This is a genomic window from Bradyrhizobium sp. USDA 4472 (assembly GCF_054058595.1).
Genome location: NZ_JBSSAM010000001.1, coordinates 4,290,975 through 4,307,710, shown reverse-complemented (window position 1 = coordinate 4,307,710; position 16,736 = coordinate 4,290,975). Strand labels below are relative to the sequence as shown.

At 64.1% G+C, this 16,736-nt stretch carries 18 protein-coding genes and 1 pseudogene; 8 read left to right on the top strand and 11 right to left on the bottom strand.

Going from position 1 to position 16,736, the window contains the following annotated elements; genetic code table 11:
* Positions 1-15: 15 nt before the first annotated feature.
* From ACVWZ4_RS19935 to ACVWZ4_RS19925, 3 genes are all read right to left on the bottom strand, one after another.
* On the bottom strand, positions 16-192 hold the full coding sequence (locus ACVWZ4_RS19935; protein WP_456699147.1) for a hypothetical protein: 177 nt from the start codon (positions 190-192) through the stop codon (positions 16-18).
* A gap of 146 nt (positions 193-338) precedes the next feature.
* On the bottom strand, positions 339-650 hold the full coding sequence (locus tag ACVWZ4_RS19930) for a hypothetical protein (RefSeq protein WP_456736067.1): 312 nt from the start codon (positions 648-650) through the stop codon (positions 339-341).
* A 165-nt stretch (positions 651-815) separates the two neighbouring features.
* On the bottom strand, positions 816-1,031 hold the full coding sequence (locus ACVWZ4_RS19925) for a dodecin family protein (RefSeq protein WP_456699149.1): 216 nt from the start codon (positions 1,029-1,031) through the stop codon (positions 816-818).
* A 566-nt stretch (positions 1,032-1,597) separates the two neighbouring features.
* On the opposite strand from ACVWZ4_RS19925, the gene ACVWZ4_RS19920 reads away from it, so the two are divergent.
* Complete coding sequence (locus ACVWZ4_RS19920; RefSeq protein ID WP_456736068.1) at positions 1,598-2,041, top strand: CBS domain-containing protein; 444 nt, start codon at positions 1,598-1,600, stop codon at positions 2,039-2,041.
* Positions 2,042-2,188: 147 nt separating this feature from the next.
* Here the strand turns inward: ACVWZ4_RS19920 and ACVWZ4_RS19915 are convergent, their stop codons facing one another.
* On the bottom strand, positions 2,189-3,514 hold the full coding sequence (locus ACVWZ4_RS19915) for a dicarboxylate/amino acid:cation symporter (protein ID WP_456790312.1): 1,326 nt from the start codon (positions 3,512-3,514) through the stop codon (positions 2,189-2,191).
* Positions 3,515-3,544: 30 nt separating this feature from the next.
* A pseudogene (gene aspA / locus ACVWZ4_RS19910) lies at positions 3,545-4,975 on the bottom strand (aspartate ammonia-lyase).
* A gap of 172 nt (positions 4,976-5,147) precedes the next feature.
* Here aspA and ACVWZ4_RS19905 point away from each other — a divergent pair.
* Together ACVWZ4_RS19905 and cuyB are read left to right on the top strand one after the other, a co-directional pair.
* On the top strand, positions 5,148-6,038 hold the full coding sequence (locus ACVWZ4_RS19905) for a LysR family transcriptional regulator (RefSeq protein WP_456741012.1): 891 nt from the start codon (positions 5,148-5,150) through the stop codon (positions 6,036-6,038).
* A 79-nt stretch (positions 6,039-6,117) separates the two neighbouring features.
* A complete protein-coding gene (gene cuyB, locus ACVWZ4_RS19900; RefSeq protein ID WP_456741011.1) occupies positions 6,118-6,834 on the top strand; it encodes a cysteate racemase in 717 nt (238 codons plus the stop codon).
* An 8-nt stretch (positions 6,835-6,842) separates the two neighbouring features.
* On the opposite strand, the gene ACVWZ4_RS19895 is transcribed toward cuyB, so the two are convergent.
* The gene (locus tag ACVWZ4_RS19895) at positions 6,843-8,015 is read right to left on the bottom strand and encodes an MFS transporter (RefSeq protein ID WP_456699156.1); all 1,173 of its coding nucleotides are present in this window, start codon (positions 8,013-8,015) and stop codon (positions 6,843-6,845) included.
* A 60-nt stretch (positions 8,016-8,075) separates the two neighbouring features.
* On the opposite strand from ACVWZ4_RS19895, the gene ACVWZ4_RS19890 reads away from it, so the two are divergent.
* Together ACVWZ4_RS19890 and ACVWZ4_RS19885 are read left to right on the top strand one after the other, a co-directional pair.
* Entirely contained in the window at positions 8,076-8,876 is an 801-nt protein-coding gene (locus ACVWZ4_RS19890; protein ID WP_456741010.1) for an AraC family transcriptional regulator, read from the top strand.
* Between the two features lie 287 nt (positions 8,877-9,163).
* A complete protein-coding gene (locus ACVWZ4_RS19885) occupies positions 9,164-10,516 on the top strand; it encodes a malonyl-CoA decarboxylase (RefSeq protein WP_456741009.1) in 1,353 nt (450 codons plus the stop codon).
* Between the two features lie 133 nt (positions 10,517-10,649).
* Here the strand turns inward: ACVWZ4_RS19885 and ACVWZ4_RS19880 are convergent, their stop codons facing one another.
* The 5 genes from ACVWZ4_RS19880 to ACVWZ4_RS19860 all read right to left on the bottom strand — a co-directional run bounded on the left by ACVWZ4_RS19880 (position 10,650) and on the right by ACVWZ4_RS19860 (position 14,563).
* Entirely contained in the window at positions 10,650-11,819 is a 1,170-nt protein-coding gene (locus ACVWZ4_RS19880) for a mandelate racemase/muconate lactonizing enzyme family protein (protein ID WP_456741008.1), read from the bottom strand.
* Between the two features lie 175 nt (positions 11,820-11,994).
* On the bottom strand, positions 11,995-12,252 hold the full coding sequence (locus ACVWZ4_RS19875) for a DUF3297 family protein (protein WP_092237479.1): 258 nt from the start codon (positions 12,250-12,252) through the stop codon (positions 11,995-11,997).
* Positions 12,249-12,725, bottom strand: a complete 477-nt coding sequence (locus ACVWZ4_RS19870) for a glutathione peroxidase (RefSeq protein ID WP_456699160.1) — start codon at positions 12,723-12,725, stop codon at positions 12,249-12,251. The genes ACVWZ4_RS19875 and ACVWZ4_RS19870 overlap by 4 nt, the downstream gene beginning before the upstream one ends.
* A 2-nt stretch (positions 12,726-12,727) precedes the next feature.
* Positions 12,728-14,128, bottom strand: a complete 1,401-nt coding sequence (locus tag ACVWZ4_RS19865) for an amidase family protein (RefSeq protein ID WP_456741007.1) — start codon at positions 14,126-14,128, stop codon at positions 12,728-12,730.
* 177 nt (positions 14,129-14,305) lie between these two features.
* On the bottom strand, positions 14,306-14,563 hold the full coding sequence (locus ACVWZ4_RS19860) for a DUF6894 family protein (RefSeq protein ID WP_456699162.1): 258 nt from the start codon (positions 14,561-14,563) through the stop codon (positions 14,306-14,308).
* A 249-nt stretch (positions 14,564-14,812) separates the two neighbouring features.
* Between ACVWZ4_RS19860 and pqqA the strand changes: the two genes are divergently transcribed.
* The 3 genes from pqqA (at position 14,813) to pqqC (ending at position 16,730) form a co-directional block, all read left to right on the top strand.
* Positions 14,813-14,893, top strand: coding sequence for a pyrroloquinoline quinone precursor peptide PqqA (gene pqqA / locus ACVWZ4_RS19855; RefSeq protein WP_007595659.1), 81 nt, complete (start codon positions 14,813-14,815; stop codon positions 14,891-14,893).
* A gap of 116 nt (positions 14,894-15,009) precedes the next feature.
* Complete coding sequence (pqqB, locus tag ACVWZ4_RS19850) at positions 15,010-15,939, top strand: pyrroloquinoline quinone biosynthesis protein PqqB (protein ID WP_456790311.1); 930 nt, start codon at positions 15,010-15,012, stop codon at positions 15,937-15,939.
* Between the two features lie 20 nt (positions 15,940-15,959).
* Positions 15,960-16,730, top strand: coding sequence for a pyrroloquinoline-quinone synthase PqqC (gene pqqC / locus ACVWZ4_RS19845; RefSeq protein WP_456738217.1), 771 nt, complete (start codon positions 15,960-15,962; stop codon positions 16,728-16,730).
* Positions 16,731-16,736: the final 6 nt, after the last annotated feature.

Here is a 16,736-nt window from a genome sequence, read left to right as displayed (position 1 = left end):
CGAACGCGCACCAGTCTAGTCTTCGTCCGGCTCGCGCACGACCGGCGGTTCATCAGCGTCATCTTCCTCATCGTCGTCTTCGTCTTCGTCGTCTTCATCGGGGTCTCTTGGCGGCATCGCGGTGCCCATGAGCACGAGCGGTGTCCAGCCGATCGCGGCGGCGAAAAATGTTTCGGAGGTGTGTTGCTTCATGGTGTTGCCACTCCTCGAAAAGAACGCGCAGTCGCATATCCCTGGCCGATGACGTGCAGATGCCGAAGGCGCGCAAACGCGACGGGATCAGGTCGACTGCATCAGCCGCGGGCGGCCCCCGCCACGTAACCTTGTGACGTTTGCGCCTACCTTATGCCAGAGGACGCATCGGGCTCTATGTTCACCAACACTTCGCCGGTGGTAATTTCGGGAACTCCAAGATCGAGGTCATGTAGACTTGCTTGAGCAAACGCCATTATCTTGTCGTTCGCTGTATTGGCGCTTTCGCGGTCGTCAAAGATCATCACGGCGATACCGACACCCTCGCCCGCATCCAGCACATAGTAAGATCTGAATCCCGGCGATTGCCTCAGGATCTGGCCGACCCCACTCCTGGCGCGGCGAGCGGCGTCCGCTACCGAACGAACCTTGGTGTACTTGCGAATGAGCATGTACATGACGTCACCACGCTGCCAAACGCCGCTCGCATCAAAGCATATCGGTCCCCCGTCAGGCTAGGGGCCAACTTCCGAGCTGTCACACCGCCCGGTTGGGCGGACCGCGCAACGCGCCTGTTTCCAATGAGCCATCTTCGCCCACAAGCGCGGGCGAGGTGCGGAGGCTTAGGAGCCCTCGAACTTGAACGACACGTTGAGCTTGGCGCGATAGGCTTCAACCTTTCCCTTTTCATCAAGTTGCATATCGAGCTTGACGACCTCTGCAATGCGAAGATCGCGGAGAGATTTTGCAGCTTGCTCGACCGCATTGGCGGCCGCTTTCTCCCACGAGTCACTGCTGGTACCGACCAGTTCTATGACCTTGTAGACGCTATCAGGCATGTCATCCTCCTGTCCGACATGACCCGGGAAATCTAGCATCAGGATCTCGACGCCGATACCGTTTCGCGAATGCCCCGGAACAAGAAGACAACTGCATTCGCGGAGGGCGGCTCTTGGCCCGAGCTAAAAGGGTCCGACTGGCTGTCGCTTTGCTGTTGAGCTGTCCTCTGTCATCCCAATCGTCCTGATGCTTGCCTTGGGGCCGCAGGGTCGGACAGCATCAGGATGCCCGCTCCCGACCCGGATCGTACGTCGGATCTCGTGTTGTGCGAAACCGTCGACACTGCTGCCCATGGAATGCTCTTCATTTACAGCAGGCTGGCCTGTCGCAGTTTACGCGCAAGACGGCGCGAGAACTGGATTTAACGATGCCGACATCCATTCTACTCAGCGCCGACGAGGTGCTCGAACAGGCGGGTCGACGTCGCTTATTGCCTTTAGGGCGTTGCGGCGCGCAGGGGCCACAAATCGTTCGAGTCGAGCGTTCGGCGCGGTGCTGACGAGACGAGATATTTCGACTATCCTTCCATGCGGGCATTCAAGGCGGGGCCCACGAGAGGAGACCGATGAGCACCGTAAAAAACGCTCTGGCCCAGAAGGGTGGCGCCCTGATCCACGTCGGTTCCGGCGACATGGTCGTCGAAGCTTTGCGCAAGATGCGCGACGACCGGGTCCGGTCGGTGCTGGTCATCGACGACGACGTGCTTGTCGGCATCGTGACCCAGGGTGACTGCGCGATCAAAGTGCTGCTGCCCGGGCTCGATGCGAAGCAGACACCGGTGGGCCAAGTGATGACCGGCAACCCGGTGACGGTCAAGCCGGACGATCCACTGGACGGCTGCATGGCAATGATGGCTCAGCGCAGTTTTCGCCATCTGCCGGTGCTGGACGCGGGCAAGGTCGTCGGAGTGATCTCGATCGGAGACGTTGTCAAGAACATCATCCGGGACTTGGAGCACAACGTGGACGACCTGATGGGCTACATCATGAAGGACGGGCCCGGGGGCTGACAGACGAACTGCCGTGCCGCACATCCAGGCAAGTTGCCCGGCGAAAAGCAAGTCGCCGAAAGCCGCCGCCAAGCCCAAAGGCCCCGGGGTCTCTCCCGGGGCCCTTCGATCACGCGCAGAATTTCCCGAGGGGGCGGACCAACGCCTTTATCCCCCCGCTGCACCAACCGCGGCGACGCCAGGCACGACGGTCTCCGACGTGCCCTCTTCGACCAGACCTCGCTCGTCTTCCCACTTCGCCACGGCAGCCGTTGCGATGCCGTTGCCGATGACGTTGGTCATGGTCCGCCCCATGTCGAGGAACTGGTCGATACCCATGATCAGAAGCATGCCGCCCACCGGCAGGTTGAACATCGGTAGCGTCGCGGCAACGACGACGAGCCCGGCGCGCGGCACGCCGGCGATGCCCTTGCTGGTCACCATCATCACCAGCAGCATGACGAGCTGCTGCGTGACGCCCAGCTCGATGCCGTAGGCTTGGGCGATGAACAAGGCCGCAAACGCCTGGTACATCATCGAGCCGTCGAGGTTGAAAGAATAGCCCAGCGGCAGCACGAAGCCGGAGATGCGCTCGCTGACACCGAACCTGGTCAATTGCTCGATCATCTTGGGATAGGCAGCCTCGCTGCTCGCCGTCGAGAAGGCCAGCAGCATCGGCTGGCGCAGCAGGCCGATGAGATGAAGGACGGGCCGGCCCAGCGCCAGCAGACCGGCGAGGACGAGGACGGTCCAGAGCACCGCCAGGCTGAAATAGAAGGTGGCGATGAACTTGCCGTAGGTCAGGAGCACGCCGAGCCCCTGCGTGGTGATGACAGCCGTAATCGATGCGAACACGCCGAGCGGCGCGAACTTCATCACGAAGCTGGTGATCTGCAGCATGATGTGGACCAGTTCGTCGATCGACGCCGCGATGGTCCCGGCATGGCTGGTCTTCAGCCTGCTCAGCGCCAGTCCGAAGAACACGGCGAAGACCAGGATCTGCAGGATCTCGTTCGCGGACATGGCCTGGGCGATGCTGGTCGGAAAGACGTGGGTGATGAAGTCCTTCAGATTGAAGCCGGCGGTCTGCAACGTGCTGGTGGCATCGGCATCGGGAAGCGGCAGCTGCAGGCCGTGCCCCGGCGCGAACAGGTTCGCAAAGACCATGCCGAGGCCGAGCGAGACGAGCGAGGCCGAGACGAACCAGCCCATCGACCTGGCGGCAATGCGGCCGACCGCTCCGCCTTCGGAGCCGAGGCTGGTGATGCCTGACACGATCGTGGCGAAGACGAGCGGCGCAATGATCATCTTGATCATGCGCAGGAACACATCGGTGACAACAGAGAAATAGCCGGCGATGGTCTTCGCCATCTCCGGCGTCGGAGCCAGTTCGTGGCAGGCGTAACCCGCCAGGATGCCGAGCAGCAGGCTGAGCACGAGAGCATTGGTCAGACGGTTGGACCGCGCAGGTGAATTATCGGCGCTTGATGTCATTTCCTTGTTTCCTCCCTTGGACGCTTTGGTTCACGACGGTTGGATCTGGCGGCCATCCTGGTCCGCGGCGGCCAGACTTTGCGGCCGCGTCAGCATCTCGGGCTTCAGGATCGCCGCGAGGGTGGCCTCGGTGAGCAGCCCGCGCTGGCGCACCAGCTCGGCAACGCCGCGACCCGACGCATGAGCCTCCACGGCGACGGCCGTGGCGGCGGCATAGCCGATGTATGGATTGAGTGCGGTCACCAGGCCGATCGAGTTCTCGACATCGGCCCGCAGCCGGTCCCGGTTGGCTGTGATCCCCGCGACGCAGCTCCGCTCCAGTGTCAGGCAGGCCTGGCTGAGATGGCTGATGCTCTTGAACAGGCTGTGCGCAATGATCGGCTCGAACGCATTGAGCTGGAGTTGGCCGGCTTCGGCGGCCATCGTCACGGTGATGTCGTTGCCAATGACTTCGAAGGCGACCTGGTTCACGACTTCAGGGATCACGGGGTTGACCTTGCCGGGCATGATCGAGGAGCCGGCCTGGACGGCCGGCAAATTGATCTACCCGAAGCCGGCCCGCGGGCCGCTCGAGAGCAACCGGAGATCGTTGCAGATCTTGGAGATCTTGACCGCGACGCGCTTCAGCACGCCCGAGATCTGAACGAACGCACCGCAATCCTGCGTCGCCTCGACGAGATCAGGCGCGGTGACCAGCGGCAATCCGGTGATCGCATTGAGATAGCGGCAGACGAGACGCGCATAATCGGGATGCGCGTTGATGCCGGTGCCGATGGCGGTCGCGCCCATGTTGATCTCGTGGATCAGCAGCCCCGCCTCGCGCAGCCGCTCCTGATCCTCGCCGACCATGACGGCGTAGGTGTTGAACTCCTGTCCCAGCGTCATCGGCACCGCATCCTGCAGCTGGGTGCGGCCCATCTTCAGGACATCCTTGAAAGAACAGGCCTTGCCGGCGAAGGCGAGACGCAGCACGTCCATCGCCTCCACGAGATTCTGCAGGCCATGAGACGTCGCGATCTTCAGCGCGGTGGGGTACACGTCGTTGGTGCTCTGGCTCATGTTGACGTGCTCGTTCGGATGCAGCGCGGCGTACTCGCCCCTGCCATGGCCGAGGATTTCCAACGCCCGGTTCGCGATCACCTCATTGGCGTTCATGTTGGTGGAGGTGCCGGCGCCGCCCTGGATCACGTCAACGACGAACTGGTCGTGGAGGCGGCCGGCCCGCAATTCCTCGCAGGCCGCCACGATCGCCCGCCCGCGGCGCTGGTCCAGCAGACCGAGCTCCATGTTGGAGAGCGCCGCCGCCTGCTTGACGGCAGCGAGCGCATTGATCAGCTCGGGATAGGCCGAGATCGCGGTGCCCGAGATCGGAAAGTTCTCGACGGCGCGCATGGTGTGAACGCCGTAATAGGCCTCAAGCGGCACCTCGCGCTCGCCAAGCAGATCATGTTCCGTCCGCATGTTTTCTCCCGCAAATCGGCTCCGTTGTCCGCAGACAGCGGCAGGGGATGCATGCGCCGAGGGACGGAGGGCCGTCCAATGTTATGCCGGCAAGTTCTATTCCGAATTTGCATAGATTTCCCCGGCGCGTCAGGGCATCTTCCGGCGAGCGAGGCTGACCGGAGCAGGCACGATGGAGTTGAAATGGCTGGAGGATTTTCTCAGCCTCGCCCGCACCCGCAGCTTCTCGCGCGCGGCCGATGAGCGGCACGTGACGCAATCGGCGTTCAGCCGCAGGATCCAGGCGCTGGAGCTTTGGCTCGGCGTGTCCCTCGTCGACCGCAGCAGCTATCCGACCACGCTGACCACCGAGGGCCGCGAATTCCTGGAGACCGCGGAAGAAACGGTTCGTATGCTGCATGCGAGCCGTCTCGCGCTTCAGGCCAGCAAACGGCCGAACACGCAGATGGTCTCGGTCGCGGCCCTGCACACTTTGTCGCTGCATTTCTTTCCGCGCTGGTTCAGGAACATCGAGCAGGAGGTCGGGCCGATCGGCAGCCGGTTGCTGCCCGACGATTTTCACAGTTGCCTGCAGGCGCTCGTCGAAGGCAGCTACGACTTCCTGCTCACCTTCCATCACGCCAATGTGCCGATCCTGCTGGAGCCGGAGCTCTACCCCCATGTCGTCGTCGGCATGGACAGTTTCGTCGCCGTGCGCAGTGCAAGATTGGCGGCCGCGGCGGACGATGCCGCTTCGCTTCCCCTGCTCAGCTATGCCTCGAACTCTTTCCTGGGGCGGGTCGCCACCTTCGCGCAGGCCCAGGCCGGCTCGCCGCCCGCGCACGTGACGCATACCAACGAGAACGCCATGGCGGAGGGGCTGAAATTCATGGCGCTGGAGGGCTATGGCCTGGCGTGGCTGCCGCGCAGCCTGGTCGCCCGGGAGCTGGACGAGGGCACCCTCACCATTGTCGGCCCCGAGATTCCGTTGGAAGTCCGGCTCTATCGCAGCGCGCGGAGGACGCGGCCGATCGTGGAGAAGGTCTGGAGCGCCGCGCAGGCGGCCAGCCCCGAAACTATGTAGAGGCCGCATATGCCGTTCTGAACAGGCATTGGATTTGCCTGAAGCAAGCATGCATCGTGGCTCCAACAAGGAGACTTCGATGCTTGGTATTCTGGGCGGCATGGGCCCGATGGCGACCGTGGATTTCATGGGCAAGATCGTCAGGAACACCCCCGCATCCTGCGACCAGGACCACATCCGGATGGTGGTGTGCGCGGCAACCGATGTGCCCGACCGAACCGCCGCCATTCTCGGCCGGGGCCCGGATCCGCTTCCCGCCATGCTGAATGCCTTGCGCCGGCTCGAGCTGTCCGGCGCGACCCGGATCGCCATCCCCTGCAACACCGCCCACCATTGGCACGGCGCGCTGCAGGGCGAGACGCCGGTGCCGATCATCCACATCGTCGACGCCGTTGCCGACGGGCTCGCTGCGCAGCAGGCGAGCAACCCGACCATCGGCCTGCTTGCGACCGACGGCACGGTGCACGCCGGAATCTACCAGCAGCGCCTGGCCGAACGCGGTTATGCCTGTGTGGTGCCTGGCGCGAAGGCGCAAGCCGAGGTCATGCGCGCGATCCGACTGGTGAAGGCGGGACACACGGACGAAGCGGCCGGCATTCTGGGCCGGGAAGCAGAGGCGCTCGCGGCCAGGGGCTGCTCGCACGTCGCCATGGCCTGCACCGAAATCCCCCTGGCCCTCGCCACGCCGGACAGCGATATCGGCGCGGCATTGCTGGACCCGACCGACCTTCTCGCACGGGCCTGCGTCAGATCATGCCTGGCCGCGCCGCAGGAGGCGATGCGGGAAGTCGCCTAGCCCTTCCCTCACGCCGCAGCGGGCGCCTCGATCTCGCGCGGCAGGATGATCGCCGCCGCGATCGCGAGCAGGCAGAGGCCGGCGAAGGCGTGCAGCATGGTGACGAAGCCGCCCTGCCCGTAGAGCCAGGCGACGAGGCCGACCGAAGCGCCCGCCGCGGTGAAGCCGATGAAATAGCGCACCGCGTAGGCGCGCGAGCGCCATTCCTCGCTGGTGTATTTGCCGACCATGGCATCGTTGACCGTGACCTGGCCGAACGCGCCCATGACGATGCCGATCGAGACCAGGATCAGCGGCAGATTCGACAGGCTCGCGGCCAGATACAGGAACGGCGCCAGCATGAAGGACAGCGGCAGCGCCACCGTCTTCAATGAGTAACGGTCGAGCAGCCGGCCGATCGTGTACTGCGTCATCGCGCCGAACACGTAGACGCAGGCGGCGATGACCCCGAGCCACGCGGGGCTCCTGGTCAGGTCCGCGAGCCGCTCGGCGAACAGCTTTGGCAGCGCGACGGTGACGGCATTGAACGTGGTGGAGATCGCGATCACGACGATGAGCAGCGACAGCACCACGCGCCACATGTCCTGTTTTGCCACCCGCGCCTGCGCCGCCGCCTGCTTGCTGCCCTTGCGGTCCTCGTGCACCACCATCATCGCGAAGGCGAGGCCGATCAGGATGGTGACGATGCCGGGGATGATGAAGGCAGAGCGCCAGCCGAGATATTGGCCGATCACGCCGGTGACCAGGGCGGACGAGGCCACGCCGAGATTGCCCCAGACGCCGTTGATGCCCATCTCGCGGCCGAGCCTCTCGGCATAGGACACGATCATCGCCGTGCCGACAGGGTGATAGATCGAGGCGAACACGCCGATCGCAAGCAGCGCGCCGCCGAGCTGCAGCGGGGTCTGCACGAAGCCGACCGAGATCATGGCGGCGCCGATGCCGATGAAGAAGATCAGCATCATGTGGCGGCGGCTCCAGCGGTCGCCGAGCCAGCCCGTCAACAGCGAGCCGGCGCCAAAGGCGATGAAACCGGGGGTCGCGTAGGGAAGCAGTTCCGAATAGGCCATGCCCAGCGCCGGCCCCATGATGATCACGGCGGCGGCGAAGATCAGCATCGAATAATGGTCGATGAAATGGCCTGCGTTGACGAAACTGATGACCCTGGCGGGGCTGTTCATTCGGAATTCTCTCCTGCTCCGAAAGGAGTTATATGTCATGGGCATGACGGAATGCTGCCAATGACTGTCGTCGAAACGCCAATCCTCCGGGAGGTCCAGGGTAATCATCGCTCCACCGCGGGCGTGCACCTGGTCGCGCGCGATTATCCGAAGGGCATGCGGATCGATCCGCACATGCACCGCGAGTCGCAGCTGATCTATGCGGCGAAGGGCACGATGCAGGTGACGACGCCAGGAGGACGCTGGCTGGTGCCGCCGGACCGCGCGGTCTGGGTGCCGGCCGGGCTCGAACATGCCATCGACCTGCTCGCCGACATCGAGATGCGCACGCTGTATTTCGACCTCGCCTGGCTCAAGCGCGAGCAGCGCTACGAGGGGCTGACCAAAGAATTCGTGGTGCGGGTGTCGCCGCTGCTCAATCAGGCGATCCTCGCGCTGTTCGACGCGCGCAACACCGAGGAGCGCACCGAGCTGCTGGTGCGCCTGGCGATGCTGGAATTGCACCAGGCCGAGGATTCCGCGACCTTCGTGCCGCTGCCGCACGAGCCGCGCTGCCGGCGCGCGGCGATGATCGTGCTCGACGATCCAACCGGCCTGCACGACATCGACACGCTGGCGCGCGAGGTCGGCACCTCCGCGCGCACGCTGTCCCGGCTGTTCTCGAGCGAGACGCAGCTCAGCTTCAAGAGCTGGTGCCAGCGAGCAAGGATTGCCGCGGCGATCCGGCGGATATCCACGGATGCGAATGTCTCGATGAAGCAGCTCGCGACGCAACTCGGCTATGCCAGCGTGCCGGCGTTCTCGGCCGCCTTCCGGCAGGTGACGGGTCGGACGCCGACGGAGTTTGCGGGGAAGGATTGAGGCGAACGCGCCCGCGTCCCTGTCAGCGAGGAGCTCGCGACAAAATTGGCAGCAATTTTGCGCTGATGCCACCAAGCAATACAGACTGTCCGGCCAAGGGACTCTGGATTGGTTCGCTTCGCTCGCAATGGCGTTGTGAGGCAACTGCCCCCAGCCCGGCACAGCGGCAGTCTCGGAAATGCACGGCCCGACTAAAGATGCCGCATCCCACCGCTTGATTGTGATCGGCTTCCGCCTAAATCCGATGTAAGCTTCCGCACCGCACAAACCCGGATTCGAAAGCCCAGATGGCCAATGCCTTCTTCTCCGACCTGCTCGCCACGATCTCCGAGCGCGGCCGCACCCTGCTGCGCCGGGGGAATTCAGCCGATACCCGGCAGGACGCCGATGGACTGATCGCGCTCTGCGGTGCGCTGCTGTCGGGCCGGGGCGAAGCTTCCGGCACCGCCATGGCGCGCGAGGTGCTCGACATCTACCGGCAGCTGGATGCGGCAGGACGCCGCGCCTTCTTCGAAGGCCTGCTGCGCGATTTCGGTCCCGATCGGGAGCGGCTGTCGAAGGCGATCGAAAGGTGGCGCACTCAACCTGATGACGAGGATGCGAGCTCGCTGCACTTCGCCTCGGAACCGCGGCGGCAGGAGCTTATCCGGCGTCTCAACCGCGCGCCTGGCGGGACCGGCGACCTCGTCGCCATGCGTGCCGATCTGCTCGGCATGATGAACGGACACACCCACCTCGCCGCGCTCGATCGCGACGTCTCGCATCTTCTCTCTTCGTGGTTCAACAGGGGGTTTCTCGTGCTGCGCCGGATTGACTGGTCGACCCCGGCCAACATCCTCGAAAAGATCATCCGCTACGAAGCCGTGCATGAAATCAGGGACTGGGACGATCTGCGCCGTCGCATCGATCCGGTCGACCGCCGCTGCTACGCCTTCTTCCATCCCGCGATGGTCGACGAACCCCTGATCTTCGTCGAGGTCGCGCTGACCGAGACGATTCCCGGCGCGATCGCGCCGCTGCTGGCCGTCGATCGACAGTATCTTCCGATCGAGAAAGCGCGCACCGCCGTGTTCTATTCGATCTCCAACACCCAACGCGGCCTGGGCGGCATCTCGTTCGGCAGCTTCCTGATCAAGCAGGTGGTCGAGGAGCTGCGCCGCGAATTGCCCAAGCTCGACAGTTTCGTGACGCTGTCGCCGGTGCCGGGCTTCATGTCATGGCTGAAGCAGGACAAGGACCTGCCGCTCTCGGACGAGGACCGCGAGATCCTCAAGCGGCTCGACGATCCCAAATGGTACGAGAATCCGGAGACGACGACGCAGCTGCGCGCCGTCATCGAGCCGCTCGCCGCCTATTATTTCCTGAAGGCGCGGACGTCGAAAGGCCGCCTGATCGATTCCGTCGCCCGCTTCCACCTCGGCAACGGCGCGCGGCTCGAGCGCATCAACTGGCTCGGCGACCTCTCGCCGAAGGGCCTGCGCGAATCCGCCGGCGTCATGGTGAACTATCTCTACCGCCTCGACGACATCGAGAAGAACCACGAAGCCTACGCCAATGACGGCGAAGTCGTGGCGTCGAGCGCGGTGAAGAAGCTGCTGCGGGGCGAAGGACGACGGTTGCTGGATATGCGGTTGTCGTAGGGGGGCGGGCGGACTCACTCTTCACGCCCGCCGTCATTGCGAGCGCAGCGAAGCACTCCAGACTGCCTCTGCTGAAAGACTCCGGGTTGCTTCGCTTCGCGCGCAATGACCGAGTATGCGGCAGCGTGTCGGCCTACTCCGCCAGCGCCTGCATCTCCCTGTAGAGTTCGGACTTGCCTTCGAAGCCGATGCCCGGGAGCTCAGGCATGGTGATGTGGCCGTTTTCGACGCGGACGCCGTCGGGGAAGCCGCCATAGGGCTGGAACAGGTCGGGGTAGCTTTCATTGCCGCCGAGCCCCAAGCCGGCTGCGATGTTGAGCGACATCTGGTGGCCGCCGTGCGGGATGCAGCGGCTGGGGGACCAGCCGTAGGTCTTCAAGACTTCCAGCGTGCGCTGATACTCGCACAGGCCGTAGGACAGCGCGCAGTCGAATTGCAGCCAGTCGCGATCCGGGCGCATGCCGCCGTAGCGGATCAAATTGCGGGCGTCCTGGTGGCTGAAGAGATTCTCGCCGGTCGCCATCGGACCGGGATAGAATTCGGCGAGCGCGGCTTGCAACGCGTAATCGAGAGGATCGCCTGCTTCCTCGTACCAGAACAGCGGATAATCGCGCAGCATTTTTGCGTAGGCGATACCGGTCTCGAGATTGAAGCGACCGTTGGCGTCGACGGCGAGCTGCGCGTCCTTGCCGATCTCCTTCAGCACCGCCTCGATGCGCTTGCGGTCCTCGTCGATATCGGCGCCGCCGATCTTCATCTTCACGACGTTGTAGCCGCGATCGAGATAGCCGCGCATCTCAGCTCGCAGCATCGCGAGATCCTTGCCGGGATAATAATAGCCGCCGGCGGCGTAAACGAAGACGCGCGGATTGGCCTTCACACCATGGCGCTCGGCGAGCAGACGAAACAGCGGCTTGCCCGCGATCTTCGCCACCGCATCCCACACCGCCATGTCGATGGTGCCGACCGCGACCGAGCGCTCGCCATGGCCGCCCGGCTTCTCGTTGGTCATCATCGCGGCCCAGACCTTGTCAGGGTCGAGATTGTCAGCCGATGCATTCAGCAGCGACTTCGGATCGGCCTCCGTGATGCGCGACGCAAAGCGCTCGCGGATCAGGCCGCCCTGCCCGTAGCGGCCGTTGGAGTTGAAGCCGTAGCCGACGACGCGCCTGCCGTCCGCTACCGCGTCGGTGACGACGGCAACGAGGCTCGTCGTCATCTTGGTGAAGTCGATATAGGCGTTGCGGATTGGGGACGAGATCGGTTTGGTGATCTCGCGGATGTCGACGATGCGGACGGACATGGGGACGGCCTTTCACTTTCGTCATTGCGAGCGTAGCGAAGCTATCCAGAGTGTATCCGCGGAAATAGTCCGGATTGCTTCGCTTCGCTCGCAATGACGGGGAGAGGGAGTGGGGCTCCTCGCAATGACGAGGACAGAGAGCGCCCGTCGCAATGACGAGGAGAGTGCGCGACGCTTACTTCTTATCCCTGAAATACGGCTCCACGGGCCCATGCACCTTGATGGTCAGCGGATTGCCGTAGCGGTCCTTGGCGTTGCCGGCGGTGACGCGGACCCAGCCTTCGCTGATGCAGTACTCTTCCACGTTGGTCTTCTCGATGCCCTTGAAGCGGATACCGACGTCGCGCGACAGGATGTCGGCGTTGTAGTAGGGGCTGTTGGGATCGACCGAAAGACGGTCGGGAAATTCGTCGCTCATTGATGTCTCGCTCATAACAGGGTCTCGATCTTCTGCCGCAATCCTTCCGGCCGCGCGGTCGGCGCGTAGCGCGCAGTCACGTGGCCGGCACGATCCACCAGGAATTTGGTGAAATTCCATTTGATGGAAGCGCCGAGGAGTCCGGATTGCTGGCGTTTCAGGTACTCATACAGGGGGTGCGCCCGTGCGCCGTTGACGTCGATCTTTTCGAACAGCGGAAAGGTGACGTCGTAGTTCGTGGAGCAGAACGCCTGGATCTCGTCGGCCTGCCCCGGCTCCTGCGCGCCGAACTGGTTGCAGGGAAAGCCGAGCACCGCGAAGCCGCGCGGCGAGAGATCGCGATGCAGATCCTCCAAGGCCCGATATTGCGGCGTGAAGCCGCATTTGCTGGCGGTGTTGACGATCAGCAGCACCTGCCCTTCGTAGGCGCGCATGGACACCTCGTCGCCGGCAAGAGAATTGGCCTTGAAATCATAAAACGCGGACATGGCTAACCCACGGGATCGATCGGCGACGGCGGCACGCCGCCCGCCTCGATCGCTTCGCCGGCGAGCAGACAGAGATCCTCGCGATAGCGGCCGGAGACGATGTGGACGCCGACCGGAATCTTGCCGACGAGGCCTGTCGAGACGACCAGGCCCGGCAGCCCCATGAAGGGGGTCGCGATCTGCGGCAGCTGCGCTTCCCAGACGCGCTCGAAGGATTGAGCGTCCTTGCGGTCGAGATGATCGGGGAACGGCAGCTCGCCGGACACCGGCGTCAGCACGACGGCGTATTTCTCGAAGAACAGCATCCAGTCGCGGGTCAGCGTGGCGCGGCGGGTCAGCGCCTGCGCGTAGTCGGCCTGGTCCATCGGCGTCACCTTGGCGCGGTTGCCGCGCAGACACGCCAGCGCGCCGGGATCGCCCTCGCGCTCGGCCATCTCAAGCTGCGCCTCATAGGCTTCGCCAAGCCAGAGTTTTCGCTGCCATGTCACGGCTTCGCGCATCGGCGGGGTGTTCTCGATCACCTCGACGGTCCACCCCGCGCGCTCGAGGCGCTTGCCGGCGTCGGTCACGGCCGCCTTCACCTCAGGCGTGGTGGCGAGGCCGTCCGGGTTGAGGCAGATCGCAGCGCGCTTGTCGCGCGCGGGGCCTTCCAGCGGGACCGGCACATACCAGGGATCGCGCACGTCGCGCGCCGACATCGCGGCGAGCGAAATGCGCAGGTCATTCACGGTGCGTGCCAGCGGGCCCGACACTGCCATGAGCTGCGGCCCGATCGGGCGTTCCGGCAGCGCCGGGTTGAATGCGGGAATGCGGCCCAAGGTCGGGCGCAGGCCATGCACGCCGCAGGCATAGGCGGGATAGCGGATCGAGCCGGCGATGTCGGTGCCGTGGGCGATTGCACCGATGCCGGCAGCGACCGCCGAGCCGGCGCCGCCGGACGAGCCGCCGGGGGTCAGCGAAGCATCGCGCGGGTTCTTGGTGTCGCCATGGACGAGATTGGTGGTGAACCAGCGATAGGAGAAGGCCGGGCAATTGGTGCGGCCAAGGAGAACAGCCCCGGATTTGCGGAAATTGGCGACGACGGGATTGTCCTCGCGGGCGATCAAGTCGCTCTGCAGCTTGAGGCCGTTGGTGGTGGCAAAGCCCGCCTGGTCGACATTGGCCTTGATGGTCACGGGCACGCCGGCGAGCACGCCGGGGTCTTCCCCCCTGGCAATGGCGGCATCCACGGCGTCGGCCTGCTTGATCACGTCCTCGGGCCGGTGGTCGATGACGGCGTTGAGCTGGGGGTTGACCGCGTCCAGGCGGTCGAGGCCGGCCTTGGCCGCCTCCCGGGCCGACACCTTCCTGGATTTGACGAGATTCGCGAGGTCGGCTGCCGAGAGGCGCCAGAGATCTTGCATGACATGCTCCGTGTAACCGGCGTCTTTTAGCGCCGGGAACGCGGCAAAGCCATGCGGATTTCGCAGGGAAACCGTCATTGCGAGCGAAGCGAAGCAATCAAGGCTGTCGCCGCGGAGGCAGTCTGGACTGCTTCGTCGCTCCGCTCCTGGCAATGACGGGAGGGAGCGGCGGCCCCTCTAATGCCGCGTCGCGGACTCGCCCGGCATGTCCAGCAGCGCCTCGCTGAAGGGAAATTCCAGAACGATCTCGCCGTCATCGTCGGTGACCTCGATGACCGCCTCGAGCAGGGCCGGCTGCGCGCCCTCGGACTTCACGACCTCCAGGATCATCTGGCGGGCGACCTCCCAGGCGCGATCCGGGTTGCGCAGATCCTCGCCGTCGGGATCCACGATCAGTTCGTCGCCGATACGGGTGTTGAAGAAATATTTGGGCATCACGAGATCCAGCTAAAGGCGCCTGTATCGGATTGAAAGCTGCACTGCACTCACAACTGCTTTATCAGGACAGGGTTCGCGACCGAATGTGCCAAGCGCGAGGCCGCATCCCCGGAAGTAATGTTCCCAGTGTCATTTTTCGCGTCGCAACATGGCGTTTCTCGGGAAGATTTCTCTGGCGAACTTTTTCGCCCGCATTAGTTTACCCATGGTCGGACACGTCCGAGTTCGCAGAAATGGAGAACCAAAATGGCCTGGAAAGCCCCCAAAATCGTCGAAGTGCCCTGCGGCATGGAAATCAACATGTATGTGAGCGCCACCCGTAAGTAAGCGGTCGGCGAGTTAAGCGTTCTGCGCATGGGTTTTTCGGTCGCGAGCGGTTTCCCGACGATGGAAACCGTGTCGGTCTGAGATCCCCTTCGCGAATTTGCCCCAGGAGACGGATCATGCTTCGCGTCGTCGTCCTGGGCGCCGGCGCCGGCGGCGGTGTTCCGCAATGGAATTGCGGTTGCGACGGTTGCCGGGCGGCCCGTGCCAATGGCCATGAGCTTTATCGAACCCAGGCCTCGGTCGCCTTCAGCGGTGACGGCGAGCACTGGTTCCTGATCAACGCCTCTCCCGATCTCCGCCAGCAATTGAATGCCACGCCGCAACTGCATCCCAAGGCGGGCGCGCTGCGCCATACGCCCGTTGCCGGCGTGATCCTGACCAACAGCGAAGTCGATGCGGTCGCGGGCCTGCTGTCGATGCGCGAGGGCTCGCCCTTCACTGTTTATGCGCATGACAAGGTTCTGGCGATCCTGGCCAGCAACAGCATCTTCAACGTGCTGAACGAGAAGAGCGTCAAGCGCCAGCCGATCGGCATTTGCGAGCCGTTCGAACCGAAATTCCCGGACGGCGCGCGCTCGGGCCTTGAAGTGCTCGCCTTCGCCGTGCCGGGCAAATCGGCCTGGTATCTCGAAGGCAAAACGCATCCCGGCGGCGAGAGCGGCGACGGCGACACGCTGGGCCTGAAGATCACCGACAAATCGACCGGCAAGTGCTTCTATTTCATCGCCGCCTGCGCCGAGGTCACCGATGCGCTGAAGGCCGAGATCGACGGCGCCGCACTGGTGTTCTTCGACGGCACGGTCTGGCAGGACGACGAGATGATCAAGGCCGGGCTCGGCCACAAGACGGGCAAGAGCATGGGCCATGTCGCGATGTCCGGCGCCGATGGCGCGATCGCGCGGCTGGCCGATCTCTCACTCGACAGGAAGATGTTCCTGCATATCAATAACTCGAACCCGGCGCTGCTGCCCGGTACGCCTGAACGCAAGACGGCCGAGGCGGCGGGATGGCAGATACCCGCCGACGGAACGGAGATCGTGCTGTGACTGCCGCGTCCAAGCCTGAAATGAACATGACTGGAATCACTGCGCTCTCTGTCGGCAAGGACATCCGGCTCACGACCGCCGAGGAACTGGAGGCGACGCTGCGTCACATCGGCGCCACGCGCTATCACAGCCTGCATCCGTTCCATAAGCTGCTGCACGGCGGCAAGCTGAACAAGGGCCAGGTGCAGGCCTGGGCGCTGAACCGCTACTATTACCAGAGCACCATCCCGATCAAGGACGCGGTGGTGATCTCGCGCTTCCGCGACCGCGCCACGCGGCTGGAATGGCGCCACCGCATCGAGGATCATGACGGGGATGTCGGCTCTGAAGGCGGCATCGAGCGCTGGCTGAAGCTGACCGAAGGTCTCGGCCTCGACACGGCCTATGTGGAATCGACCGAAGGCATTCTGCCGGCGACGCGCTTTGCGGTGGAGGCCTATGTGCACTACTGCCGCGAGAAGAGCCCACTGGAGGCGATCGCCTCCTCGCTGACCGAGCTGTTCGCGCCAAACCTGCACGAGGAACGCATCTCGGGCATGCTGGAGCATTACGACTTCGTCAATCCCGACATCATGAGCTACTTCAAGCGCCGCCTCACGCAGGCGCCGCGCGATGCCGGTTTCGCGCTCGACTATGTCAAGACGCATGCCACGACGCCGGAGCAGCGCGCGCAGGTCTGCAACGCGCTGATCTTCAAGACCAACGTGTTGTGGGTGCAGCTCGATGCGCTCCAGCACGCCTATGTCGAAGGCAACATTCCGCCGGGCGCGTTCGTGCCCAAAGAAAACTGAGAAGGC

Excerpts from the sequence above, each read along its gene's own strand:
- ACVWZ4_RS19935 (WP_456699147.1), bottom strand. The coding sequence starts at position 192 with ATGAAGCAACACACCTCCGAAACATTTTTCGCCGCCGCGATCGGCTGG.
- ACVWZ4_RS19930 (WP_456736067.1), bottom strand. The coding sequence starts at position 650 with ATGTACATGCTCATTCGCAAGTACACCAAGGTTCGTTCGGTAGCGGAC.
- ACVWZ4_RS19925 (WP_456699149.1), bottom strand. The coding sequence starts at position 1,031 with ATGCCTGATAGCGTCTACAAGGTCATAGAACTGGTCGGTACCAGCAGT.
- ACVWZ4_RS19920 (WP_456736068.1), top strand. The coding sequence starts at position 1,598 with ATGAGCACCGTAAAAAACGCTCTGGCCCAGAAGGGTGGCGCCCTGATC.
- ACVWZ4_RS19915 (WP_456790312.1), bottom strand. The coding sequence starts at position 3,514 with ATGACATCAAGCGCCGATAATTCACCTGCGCGGTCCAACCGTCTGACC.
- ACVWZ4_RS19905 (WP_456741012.1), top strand. The coding sequence starts at position 5,148 with ATGGAGTTGAAATGGCTGGAGGATTTTCTCAGCCTCGCCCGCACCCGC.
- cuyB (WP_456741011.1), top strand. The coding sequence starts at position 6,118 with ATGCTTGGTATTCTGGGCGGCATGGGCCCGATGGCGACCGTGGATTTC.
- ACVWZ4_RS19895 (WP_456699156.1), bottom strand. The coding sequence starts at position 8,015 with ATGAACAGCCCCGCCAGGGTCATCAGTTTCGTCAACGCAGGCCATTTC.
- ACVWZ4_RS19890 (WP_456741010.1), top strand. The coding sequence starts at position 8,076 with ATGACTGTCGTCGAAACGCCAATCCTCCGGGAGGTCCAGGGTAATCAT.
- ACVWZ4_RS19885 (WP_456741009.1), top strand. The coding sequence starts at position 9,164 with ATGGCCAATGCCTTCTTCTCCGACCTGCTCGCCACGATCTCCGAGCGC.
- ACVWZ4_RS19880 (WP_456741008.1), bottom strand. The coding sequence starts at position 11,819 with ATGTCCGTCCGCATCGTCGACATCCGCGAGATCACCAAACCGATCTCG.
- ACVWZ4_RS19875 (WP_092237479.1), bottom strand. The coding sequence starts at position 12,252 with ATGAGCGAGACATCAATGAGCGACGAATTTCCCGACCGTCTTTCGGTC.
- ACVWZ4_RS19870 (WP_456699160.1), bottom strand. The coding sequence starts at position 12,725 with ATGTCCGCGTTTTATGATTTCAAGGCCAATTCTCTTGCCGGCGACGAG.
- ACVWZ4_RS19865 (WP_456741007.1), bottom strand. The coding sequence starts at position 14,128 with ATGCAAGATCTCTGGCGCCTCTCGGCAGCCGACCTCGCGAATCTCGTC.
- ACVWZ4_RS19860 (WP_456699162.1), bottom strand. The coding sequence starts at position 14,563 with ATGCCCAAATATTTCTTCAACACCCGTATCGGCGACGAACTGATCGTG.
- pqqA (WP_007595659.1), top strand. The coding sequence starts at position 14,813 with ATGGCCTGGAAAGCCCCCAAAATCGTCGAAGTGCCCTGCGGCATGGAA.
- pqqB (WP_456790311.1), top strand. The coding sequence starts at position 15,010 with ATGCTTCGCGTCGTCGTCCTGGGCGCCGGCGCCGGCGGCGGTGTTCCG.
- pqqC (WP_456738217.1), top strand. The coding sequence starts at position 15,960 with ATGAACATGACTGGAATCACTGCGCTCTCTGTCGGCAAGGACATCCGG.